Raw genomic sequence first — 11061 nt, forward strand, 5'->3', positions numbered from 1 at the left:
GAGATATTTATGAAAAGCCTAGAGGTTATTAGTTTACGAGATAGCAAAACCGGACATTTTTAAATTGCTAGAATAGGACATTTCTAAATTGCTTTGACAAAGTTTTTTTGTCCTTGTCGGTAACACGTGCAGGGTTGTTCAGTGAAAATGTGTTGCCTAAGGATCGTCATCCTGAACGTTGGTTTTGGAACTCAAGTCTTACAAGATTTAAGGAGGCAAAACCTTACGATCTATTCAGCGTCATCCCAGACTTGATCCGGGACAGGATCCCATTTTTTTAAAATCTGTAAAAAAGAATTGGATCCTGAATCACAAAGATTTTCCAATTCGCGCGACTTGCAGTCGCACGTTCGGAAAATCAGCGTTCAGGATGACGGCCGATGTGGGCTGAATAGTTACAAATTTTCTATTAAAAAAAATCTTTTGATTTCAATAACTTTGTCTAAAAATTGAAGCCTAGCGGATTATTTTAATTGTTTGCTATTGATTTTCACACACGTTTAGCGTTAGGCTGGTTCTTACGCAGCAGAGGGTGTTAGCGCACACCTCCACTGCTACCACTGCCAGATCTGGAACGATCTAGCCAATGGTAATGACAATGTAGTGCTTTTGTTCCGTTTTGCCAACACAAACCTGTGTTGGCGACTGCTTGTTTTTGGCTAAAGGTCTGCTTTTATGTAGACCTTTTGGAACAAGATCTATGTCGTAACTGTTTACTGGCAAGGTTTGTGGGAACCCCGGGGGGCTGCCTAGTAAAAGTTATTACAATGGTTTAATAGTGCCCCCCCAGTTTCTTACTTCCTTAATCGGTTGTGGTTTGTGCAATAACTTTTAGAAAAAGGAGAAACTTATGTATTTTTGCAACCACCTCTGCCTTGTTGGCCGGCTTGAAGAAGACGTTAATGTTGTCTTTAAGGACAATAATGAACGATTGGCTACCTTTACTCTGCTCATTCCCATAACTGGCAGTAAACATTTTTTTAAATACCGTGTTACTGTTGAAAATCAATCATTGGTGGAATATGCCGCAAGTTGTTTGCTGGAAGGCAAACTGGTGTTTGTGTTGGGAAAGTTTGAACCGGCTTTGGAAGATTCTGGCCCCTCCTGGGTTGTGATCTCTGAAGACTTTGGCATACTGCATCCTATAGGATCGCACGTGCACCCTCCACTACCCATGCCATCTTTTAACAACAAAACCTAAGATGTTAATGGGGAAAGTGGCGCCTGACGTTGATGGCGCCACTTGTCTCACTTCCGAAAAATAGACACATAACAAACGTTTTCTTTAGACAAGGTCTGATATAAGCTTTTGGCGCAGGTACACAAGAAATTATTGATTTAACCTGAGTTTTGGATAATAGAAGAATTTTCTTATCCTCCACGGGCCGTCATCCCGGCCTCCATTTTTCCCCAGCTCGCCAAGAGCTGGATTGGAAAAATGAGTGAGCCGGGATCCAGTTTTTTAGTTTTGAGGGAAAAAATCCTGCGTATCCGGTTGCGACACAATGGTGACTGAGATACGGTCTCCCCATAAGGGGAGACTGAAATGCCAATCGAATTGCAACAACATCCGCCATCAAATTCGTTTCAGACCTTGCTAAAACTTGAAACTCTCCGTGCTGGACTAATTTACCGAGAGCTTTACGATACCATGCGCCGAGAAATCCCCATAAAACCTTAGCTTTGTACAGCAAACGAATTTGGATTGTTAAACTTCTCCACAAGATTACTAACATTAGTAATCACCCTTATCGTATTCATAAGTTTCTCATTACTCATAGGTTCCTTATCCTTATCCTTTTCTAGATTGCTAAACAGACTCACAAGCTTACTAACATTAGTAATCCCCCTTATCGTATTCTTAAGTTCCTCATTATTCAATAACTCAAGAGCGTTTGTTATCACTTTTGTGCCTTCTCCATCTAATTTTTCTAATTCTGCTAAAAAAGCCTGAATCTCTTCAGAGGATAAAGGATCCTCATCCTTCCCATCACAATTTGTGGCAGTCGCTGAATTCTCATTTGCATCGGTGATATTCTCACCCTTCTTGTTGTTAAGTTCTGGGAAAAGTTTATCCAACTCTGCTTCAGCATCTGCTATATCAATTTCGATATTAGATAAAGTCTTATGTGAAGTCATACGAGTATTGTTGTTTTTTCTTTTCCTTTCCCTCTTTCCATCACTTGATTCATCTACCTGGGAAAGTGCCGCAATAACATCATGCATCTCTTTGGGGAGTGCATTAGCCGCTTTCCTAAGCTCTTCGATATTAGCTTTAGAGGACTTCGGAGCACGCGTTCCGTTGTTTTTCCTCTTACTCTTACTCTTTCTGCTTCTTGAATCTACCTGGCAAAATGCATCAAGCGCATCTTGGGGGAGTGCACTAACCGCTTTCTCAAGATAATTGATAGTATTAGCTTCATCTTCGATAGTATTAGCTTCAGAGGACTTCGAAACACGCTTGCTGTTGTTTTTTCTTTTCCTCTTTCTATCATCTGGTTTATTTACCGGGGAATTTGGAGAAGATACCGCAAAATTATTAAGCCGTCCATAGTCGATCCCTTCAACTTTGATCCCTTCAGCCGCATACCGAAGTTCGTCTAAAGGAGTCTTCGAAACATGCTCTCTTTTCTTTTTTGATTTCACACTAGATGCTTTGTCTTTCTTCTTGGATCCTGAATCATCACTATTGGTACTTCTGGACAAAGGCGTGCTACATTCTTCCAAAGATGATAATGATGATGATGATGATGATGATGATGATGATGATGCCCGAGCATCTTCAGCCGCAACACCTGCCAACAAAGCTGCACAAGACGTGGCAGCCAACAACAATTTAAATTTATTCGCTCTCATTAAGCTTTCTCCTTATATTAATACCATCTACTATAGATGATACACTACTAACAATTATAATACACTACTAACAATTATAATATACTACTAACAATTACTGACTTACTCCTCAACGTCAGTGAGATTTATATAAGAGCTCTAGAGATTGAAGTCAAGTAAAAAAGTGATTTTTAACTAAAAATAACGATTCTGTCAGCTACTACCGCTAGTGGTTGTAGATGGCATAAAACAAAGCTTTTGAAATAAATTTTTCGTAAACTTTTGGCACTTTGGGGGTTGCTGTGACGAAAAATAGCCTATACTGTGGCTTTCAGGCAATGATAAAAAAGTTGAAGAGCCCAATTCTAGAGATATCAGTTCCGTTCAATATTCCAAATGTAGATGTATTGAATCAAGAAATCACCCCCAACGGTGATATAATAGTTACAGTAGAAAGCAAAGATAACGGCACCAACTGCAAGAATTGTGGAAAAAGATGCACCAGGCGCCATGGTAAAGATGAGCCAATTTTATGGATTATTTTTTTTCATGAGGTGGCCCTGGACGGATCAAAGTACTTCATTATCCAAAACTCAAGTTAGCGTACGAATCATCAAGCAAGTCATCAAGCAAGGATCGGAGTGAGTTTTTTCCTCTCAAATCCGAAATAACTCTTGCATCCCTTGATTGCACACATTACCATTTCTAATAATGGCGTATCGAAAGGCACGCGGGCGTGGTGGAATTGGTAGACACGCAAGATTTAGGTTCTTGTGACGCAAGTCGTGGGGGTTCAAGTCCCTCCGCCCGTACCATTTTAGAGAGAAAGCAGCCAGAAAAGCACGAGAAACCATGGTAAATGGTTAAGGATATTTGAAAAGCATTAGGCAAAAAATTTCATGAAGATTACACAGACACAAGAAGACGGTCTAAAAAGGGTTTTTGATGTGGTGGTTTCCCCTCAGGAAGTTGCCAGTAGGGTGGATGATAAATTAATTGAACATGGCAAAAACGTTAAAATTCCAGGATTTCGTCCTGGGCATGTGCCTTTGCCCATTTTGAGAACTAGATTCAAGAGTAGCGTACTTCCTGACGTGCTAAAAGATTTAGTGGATGCTGGCATTAATCAGGCATTTACTGAAAACAAAGTTCGCCCCGCAATTCGCCCCAACGTTGATGCTGAGCAATACCAGAATGATCAGGACTTTACGTTTAAAATTGATGTTGAGGTGATGCCTGAAATTAAGCCTGTAGACCTTGCAAGCTTAGATTTCGAGCGACTGAAAATTGACGTTGGTGACGAGGAAATTGAAAAGACCTTAAAAGATGTGGCGAAGAATCATAAGCGTACTAAGCCAACTGCCAAGTCTCACAAAGCTAAAAAAGGTGATATTTTAAAAATAGCTATTCAGGCCTTCATTGGTACTGAACCACTTGAAATTCACTCTCATGATGAGCTTGAGCTTCGCTTGGGATCTGAGCAATTTGATCCGCAGATGGACAAGGCGTTGATGGATGTGAAAGCTGGCGAAGATCATGAAGTGACGATCAACTATTCCAAGGAGGCACGCCACCCTGATATTAAAGGCAAGAGCGTGCGTTACGAAATTGCTGTACATGAGATTTTACAGCTCTCAACCGTTAAGATTGATGATCAGTTAGCAACTGAAAAAGGTTTTAAAGATCTTGCTGAGCTCAAGGAACAAGTTGCTGAACAGCTCCGCGATCATTTTGAGGCAGCCAGCTTTTGGCATATCAAAAGGCATGTATTAGACAGCTTATCCGACAAGCACGGATTCCCTGTTCCAAGTTCTCTGTTGCAGCAAGAGATTGAAAGTATCAAAGCTGGTGGCGGCCTAGAGGATGAATCCGAGGATAAGGATAAGGATAAGGATAAGGATAAAGAAAAGACCAAGAAAGAGCAGGAAAAAGCTGACAAAAAGGTCAGTGATATTGCTGAACGTCGGGTCCGATTGGGTCTGCTTCTTGCGCAAATTGGCAGTGATCATAACATCACTGTACCGGACGACGAAATTTCTGAAGCTCTTTTGGATCATGTGCGGCAGTATCCAGGACATGAGGTTGAGGTTCTTAAAGCGTATCAAAAAAAACCTGAGTTGATGGCACAAATCAAAGCACCTTTGTTGGAAAACAAAGTGGTCGAGTTTATTCTTGAGCAAGCCAAAGTTAAGGAAAAAGCCATTTCAGTTGAAGATTTTGAAAAAGAGTTTGCAAAGATTGCAAATTAAACCTTGCCAAACTTGGCCGTCATATGGGAACCTATATACAAGTAGGGCTCCATTTCAGGTGCTTTTGTAGAAAAATTTAGACAATATAAGAGGGAAAAAGCTAGATATGAGCACACTTGTTCCAATGGTTGTTGAACAAACCAATCGTGGTGAACGTTCATTCGACATTTATTCCAGACTGCTTAAAGAGAGAATTATCTTTTTGACAGGGCCTATCGATGATAATGTGGCAAGTGTAGTTTGTGCCCAGTTACTGTTTTTAGAGTCTGAAAATCCTAAAAAAGACATATCTCTTTATGTTAACTCACCAGGTGGAGTGGTAACATCTGCTTTGGCAATGCTGGATACCATGCGATACATAAAGCCGGATATTTCCACACTATGTTTAGGATTGGCAGCGTCTGCCGGATCCTTGTTGCTTGCAGCTGGAACAAAGGGAAAGCGTTTTGCCCTGCCGCATGCTCGGGTTATGATTCACCAGCCACATGGTGGTGCTCGAGGTCAGGCAACTGATATTGAAATTCAGGCAAACGAAATTTTGACGTTGCGCAAGAAGCTCAACAAACTGCTGTCGGATTTTACGGGACAAAACACCAAAAATATAGAAAAGGCAGTAGAGCGAGATAATTTCATGTCTCCAGAAGAAGCTCTTAAATTCGGTTTGATTGATGAAATTGTAGTACAACGCCCTGATAATGATTGATTTTTTCCATTCTGCGCAGGGGTTGTTAACTCTTCTTTTGGAGTTGTTGAGGTAGACTGAAAGAGAATTAAGTAGCCGACTGCGTCGGATTTGGGATAAATTGAAACAGGCATAGAAGCGAGAATCATGGGTAAATCGAAAGAGGACGAAACAAAGGGAATCTTACACTGCTCGTTTTGCGGTAAAAGCCAGCGTGAGGTCAAAAAACTCATTGCGGGGCCTACAGTTTTTATTTGTGACGAGTGTGTTGACCTTTGCACTGACATCATTAAAGAAGAGCAAAAAAATGAATTTGCCAACGAAAGTGGAGGTGTTCCAGCCCCTAGTGAGATCTTTAAAGTTTTAAATGACTATGTCATTGGCCAACAACACGCCAAACGCGTATTGGCTGTTGCGGTCTACAATCACTACAAGCGAATTGAGGTCGGAGGATCTCGCGATGAGGTTGAGCTTGCTAAATCAAATATTTTGCTGATTGGACCTACAGGGTGCGGAAAGACTCTGCTTGCTCAGACTTTGGCGCGCATTATCGATGTGCCTTTTACTATCGCAGATGCAACCAGTCTTACTGAAGCTGGTTATGTGGGTGAGGACGTCGAAAATATTATCCTCAAACTTTTACAGTCGGCAGATTACAACGTTGAAAAGGCTCAGCGGGGAATTGTTTATATTGATGAGGTCGATAAAATATCGCGAAAGTCAGATAATCCTTCCATTACCCGTGATGTTTCAGGTGAAGGTGTGCAGCAAGCATTGCTTAAGATAATGGAAGGTACAGTTGCATCCGTCCCGCCTCAAGGAGGTCGTAAACACCCACAGCAAGAGTTTTTGCAAGTCGATACCACCGATATTTTATTTATCTGCGGCGGAGCGTTTGCAGGTCTAGAAAAGATTATTGGTGCACGCGGCAAAGAGAGCTCCGTTGGATTTGGAGCTGAAGTACGAGCTCCTGAAGATCAACAAATAGGTGTTATGCTCAACCAGGTTGAGCCTGAAGATTTGTTAAAATATGGTCTTATTCCTGAATTTGTAGGACGCCTTCCAGTTGTTGCGACCTTAGAGGATTTGGATGAGGAGGCCTTGATTGAGATCTTATCTATTCCTAAAAATGCTCTGGTCAAGCAGTATGAAAAACTGATGGACATGGAAGGGGTAAAGTTGACCTTTACCAAGGATGCTTTGGTTGCCATTGCGAGAAAAGCTATTAAACGCAAGACTGGCGCACGCGGGCTGCGCTCGATCATGGAGGGTATTCTCTTGGACCCAATGTTTCATCTGCCAAGCTCCAAAGACATTGAAGAATTGGTGATTAATAAAGAAGTGGTTGACGGCAATGCAGAGCCTTTATTAATTTATAGTAAACAAACGACCAAAAAATGCACGAGTAAAAAATCCAACTAGAGTGTTTAATTGCCTGGTCATTTAAGAGTTGAGAGGATGATATTTTGGTGAAATCGACCAAGTTTGAATTACCAAGTGGTACGTTGTATTCCGTTTTACCCTTAAGAGATATTGTGGTTTTTCCGCACATGATCGTACCTTTGTTTGTGGCACGAAAGAAGTCAGTATCTGCCCTTGAAAGCGTGGTGGGCAAAGATCAAAAAATACTTTTGGTGAGTCAAAAAGACCCAGGCATGGATGAACCGCAAACGCGTGATCTACATTGTGTTGGAACCATTGGAACCATTTTACAGCTTTTGAAACTTCCTGATGGCACAGTCAAGGTTTTGATTGAAGGCGGCCAGCGGGCTCGTATTCTCCGATTTGCCGGGGAGGAAACCTATTTTCAGGCATTTGCAGAATTATTGCAAGACACAGATGGAGACGTGCAACATCTACAGGCTCTTGCCCGGACTGCACTGACCCAGTTTGAGCAATATGTAAGGCTGAGTGGTAAGATTTCCCCTGACGTTTTAGCAGCTATTGCAAAAATTGATGATCCGAGCAAGTTGGTCGACAGCCTGATTGCCCACCTTAGTATTAAGCTTTCTGACAAACAAGTTGTTTTGGAAATTGAGAATGTCGCAAAGCGTTTAGAACGGGTGTGTGCCCTGATGGAAAACGAAATTTCCGTTTTGCAAACCGAGCGGCGCATTCGCAAACGTGTAAAAAGGCAAATGGAAAAGTCTCAGCGTGAATATTATCTGACTGAGCAAATGAAGGCGATTCAAAAAGAACTAGGTGAGGGTGAAGAAGGACGCAATGAAATTACCGACTATGAAGCCCGAATTAAAAAGACGAAGTTGAGTAAGGAAGCGTGTGAAAAAGCGCTCACTGAGTTGCGCAAACTTAAGTCTATGAATCCGATGTCTTCTGAAGCAACCGTGGTTCGCAACTACCTGGATTGGATCTTGGAGATTCCTTGGAAAAAAAATTCGCGGGTGCGTCATGATCTGGTAGAGGCCAAGAAGATTTTGGATCAAGATCATTATGGATTGGAAAAAGTTAAAGAACGTATCCTTGAGTTCTTGGCTGTACAAGAGCGGGTCGGTAAAATTAAGGGGCCAATTCTTTGTTTGGTGGGTCCTCCAGGGGTTGGTAAGACCTCACTGGGTAAATCGATGGCTCGGGCCACAGGGCGCAAGTTTGTGCGTGTTTCCCTTGGTGGCATGCGTGATGAAGCGGAAATCCGTGGACACCGGCGTACTTATATTGGATCAATGCCGGGTAAAGTGATTCAGGGCATGAAAAAGGCCAAATATTCGAATCCCTTGTTTATGCTTGATGAGATTGACAAGCTGGGGTCAGATTGGCGAGGTGATCCTTCATCGGCGTTGTTGGAAGTTTTAGATCCCGAGCAAAATATTAATTTCAACGATCATTACTTGGAAGTTGATTATGACTTGGCCAATGTGATGTTTATCACCACTGCCAATAGCCTTGAGATGCCACGCCCGTTGTTAGATCGTATGGAAGTCATTCGTTTGTCTGGCTACATGGAAGAGGAAAAAATTGAAATTTCTAAACGTCATTTGATTCCCAAGCAAATGGAATTACATGGGCTAAAGCATGGTGAGTTTACCATCTCGGATGACGTATTGCGTCAATTGGTTCGAAGGTACACACGTGAAGCGGGTGTGCGTAACCTAGAACGTGAGATTGCTAACCTGTGCCGTAAGGCTACTAAAGAATTGCAGATGAAAAAGCGTAAGTGTGTACGCATGACCATTAAGAATTTAGAAAAGTTTGCCGGCATTCCCCGACATCGCTATGGGCAGGCTGAGGTAAAAGATTTGGTCGGTGTGACCACTGGCCTTGCCTGGACCGAAGTGGGTGGTGAGCTTTTGACTATTGAGGCAGTCATGCTACCTGGTAAGGGAAAAATAATCATTACCGGTAAACTTGGTGACGTAATGCAAGAATCCATCCAGGCTGCTTCCAGTTATGTCCGTTCACGGTCAGCCGATTTTGGTATTGTTCCGTCAATCTTTGAAAAGCATGATATTCACGTTCATGTACCGGAAGGCGCGATTCCCAAAGACGGACCGTCGGCTGGTGTGGGGATGTTTACCACAATCGTGTCTGTGCTCACGGGAATTGCAGTGCGCAAAGACGTGGCAATGACCGGAGAGATTACCTTAAGAGGTCGCGTGCTTCCCATTGGTGGATTGAAGGAAAAACTGCTGGCTGCACACCGTGGCGGCATCAAAAAAGTTCTTATACCTGCCGAAAATGAAAAAGATCTAACGGAAATTCCCGACAATGTCAAAAAGGGTCTCAACATTATCCTGGCGCAAACGGTTGATGATGTGCTAGAGATTGCGCTCTTGAAAAAGCCCATTCCCATCGTTTGGGAGGAAGAGACTCAGGTTAAAGGTACGCGAACTATTTCCAAAAAAGCTGGCAAGCCCAAGGGTGTGACAACGCATTAGGGAGATATACTCTCATAAAATCAAAACCTCTGTTTCCTGATACTGTCAATAAGAGCGTGTCAGAAAACAGAGGTTTTGACTTCGCTTTGGTATGGATAGAGGATTGGCAAAAAAATGCCAGAAAGATAAATCAGATATGTTCACCGCCAAAAACCTCGAAAGCATACCCCATGGATTTTTAACCCGGCGCGGTGGGGTCAGCGTTGGCCCCCTCGCCTCTCTCAATTTTGCAATAACCAAAGATACTGCAAGCAACGTTCAGGAAAATCGCACGCGAGCCCTTGAACGTCTAGGTATTACTACCGCATCATCAGCTCTTACCATATGCCATCAAGTCCACAGTTGCCAGGTGGTGATGGTAGAGCGTCCTTGGATGTTTGGAGTTGAACCGGCACCCAAGGCAGACGCCCTAGTTACCACCCGCCCGAATATTATTTTAGGAATCCTCAGCGCTGACTGCGTGCCCATTTTGCTGGTAGACCAACACAATGGCGTAGTAGGAGCAGCCCACGCTGGCTGGCGCGGCCTAAAACAGGGAATCGTCCACAAAGTGATCCAAGCAATGTGCCAGCAAGGAGCCGATTTAAGTTACATTAAAGCCGCCATTGGTCCTTGCATTCACCAGGAATCCTACGAAGTCGGAGCCGAAGTACGCAACGCTTTTGTGGAACGCACAACACATGCTAAGCCTTATTTTAAGGAACAGCCAACGCCGCAAAAATATCTGTGTGATCTTCCAGGCTTAACTCTGTATTTCTTATTACAAGCCGGTATTGGTTATATAGAGAATATAAAGCAGGACACCTATACTCAAGCAGAGCTTTTCTTCAGCTGCAGGCGCGCCACTCATCGAAATGAGGCTGTTTTTGGGTGCCAACTGTCAGCGATTGCTCTTTCGAGAATTTAGTTAACCTGAGTGTAACTATTCAATCCACATCGGCCGTCATCCTGAACGCTGATTTTGCGAGCTCTGCGATGCAATCGCATAGCACGGAAAAACTTTGCGATTCAGGATCCAATTCTTTTTTGCAGATTTAAAAAAATGGGATCCTGAATCGTAAGGTTTTGCCTCCTCAAGTCTTACCAGATTTGAGTTCCAAAACCAACGTTCAGGATGACGATCCGTAGATAACACATTTTCACTAAACAGCCCTGGGTATAATGTTGCAAAACGAAAAATATACTTTACAATTGCTACAATGATAGCTAGGCACACCTATTATGACATCAAAAAGGTAGATTGAGGGACGTGTCTGTGCGATGCGCAAAGCCAATGTAGTCTTTCCCACTTGCCGTGGACCCATTAAGGAAGCTGGGAAAAATAACATTCACAAATAGACCTTGTTGTTCGGCTTGATAATATAGTTCCACTCACCGTGAAATTCCTTTCTCTCTATGTTGA

8 protein-coding genes and 1 tRNA gene are annotated in these 11061 nt (G+C 42.7%); 8 read left to right on the plus strand and 1 reads right to left on the minus strand.

The features are described 5' to 3' along the window. Positions 1 to 850 precede the first annotated feature (850 nt). The gene (locus tag ABFQ95_05395; GenBank protein ID MEN8236959.1) at positions 851 to 1201 is read left to right on the plus strand and encodes a hypothetical protein; all 351 of its coding nucleotides are present in this window, start codon (positions 851 to 853) and stop codon (positions 1199 to 1201) included. 345 nt (positions 1202 to 1546) lie between these two features. Then, positions 1547 to 1681, plus strand: a complete 135-nt coding sequence (locus ABFQ95_05400) for a hypothetical protein (GenBank protein MEN8236960.1) — start codon at positions 1547 to 1549, stop codon at positions 1679 to 1681. Here ABFQ95_05400 and ABFQ95_05405 read toward each other — a convergent pair. Continuing rightward, positions 1678 to 2856, minus strand: a complete 1179-nt coding sequence (locus ABFQ95_05405) for a hypothetical protein (GenBank protein MEN8236961.1) — start codon at positions 2854 to 2856, stop codon at positions 1678 to 1680. The genes ABFQ95_05400 and ABFQ95_05405 overlap by 4 nt on opposite strands. Positions 2857 to 3565: 709 nt before the next feature. On the opposite strand from ABFQ95_05405, the gene ABFQ95_05410 reads away from it, so the two are divergent. The 6 genes from ABFQ95_05410 to pgeF all read left to right on the plus strand — a co-directional run bounded on the left by ABFQ95_05410 (position 3566) and on the right by pgeF (position 10566). Beyond that, a tRNA-Leu gene (locus ABFQ95_05410) sits at positions 3566 to 3650 on the plus strand. An 84-nt stretch (positions 3651 to 3734) separates the two neighbouring features. Continuing rightward, positions 3735 to 5084: a trigger factor gene (gene tig / locus ABFQ95_05415; protein ID MEN8236962.1), complete on the plus strand. Its 1350-nt coding sequence runs from the start codon at positions 3735 to 3737 to the stop codon at positions 5082 to 5084. Between the two features lie 106 nt (positions 5085 to 5190). Next, positions 5191 to 5787: an ATP-dependent Clp endopeptidase proteolytic subunit ClpP gene (clpP, locus tag ABFQ95_05420; GenBank protein MEN8236963.1), complete on the plus strand. Its 597-nt coding sequence runs from the start codon at positions 5191 to 5193 to the stop codon at positions 5785 to 5787. A 126-nt stretch (positions 5788 to 5913) separates the two neighbouring features. Next, on the plus strand, positions 5914 to 7188 hold the full coding sequence (gene clpX, locus ABFQ95_05425; GenBank protein ID MEN8236964.1) for an ATP-dependent Clp protease ATP-binding subunit ClpX: 1275 nt from the start codon (positions 5914 to 5916) through the stop codon (positions 7186 to 7188). A 47-nt stretch (positions 7189 to 7235) separates the two neighbouring features. Continuing rightward, a complete protein-coding gene (gene lon / locus ABFQ95_05430) occupies positions 7236 to 9659 on the plus strand; it encodes an endopeptidase La (GenBank protein MEN8236965.1) in 2424 nt (807 codons plus the stop codon). 103 nt (positions 9660 to 9762) lie between these two features. Further along, a complete protein-coding gene (pgeF, locus tag ABFQ95_05435; protein MEN8236966.1) occupies positions 9763 to 10566 on the plus strand; it encodes a peptidoglycan editing factor PgeF in 804 nt (267 codons plus the stop codon). Positions 10567 to 11061 lie beyond the last annotated feature (495 nt).

This window comes from Pseudomonadota bacterium, assembly GCA_039714795.1.
Lineage (GTDB): Bacteria > Pseudomonadota > Alphaproteobacteria > JAGOMX01 > JAGOMX01 > JBDLIP01.

Coding starts and splice junctions, on each gene's coding strand:
- ABFQ95_05395 (MEN8236959.1), top strand. CDS start 851: ATGTATTTTTGCAACCACCTCTGCCTTGTTGGCCGGCTTGAAGAAGAC.
- ABFQ95_05405 (MEN8236961.1), bottom strand. CDS start 2,856: ATGAGAGCGAATAAATTTAAATTGTTGTTGGCTGCCACGTCTTGTGCA.
- tig (MEN8236962.1), top strand. CDS start 3,735: ATGAAGATTACACAGACACAAGAAGACGGTCTAAAAAGGGTTTTTGAT.
- clpP (MEN8236963.1), top strand. CDS start 5,191: ATGAGCACACTTGTTCCAATGGTTGTTGAACAAACCAATCGTGGTGAA.
- ABFQ95_05400 (MEN8236960.1), top strand. CDS start 1,547: ATGCCAATCGAATTGCAACAACATCCGCCATCAAATTCGTTTCAGACC.
- clpX (MEN8236964.1), top strand. CDS start 5,914: ATGGGTAAATCGAAAGAGGACGAAACAAAGGGAATCTTACACTGCTCG.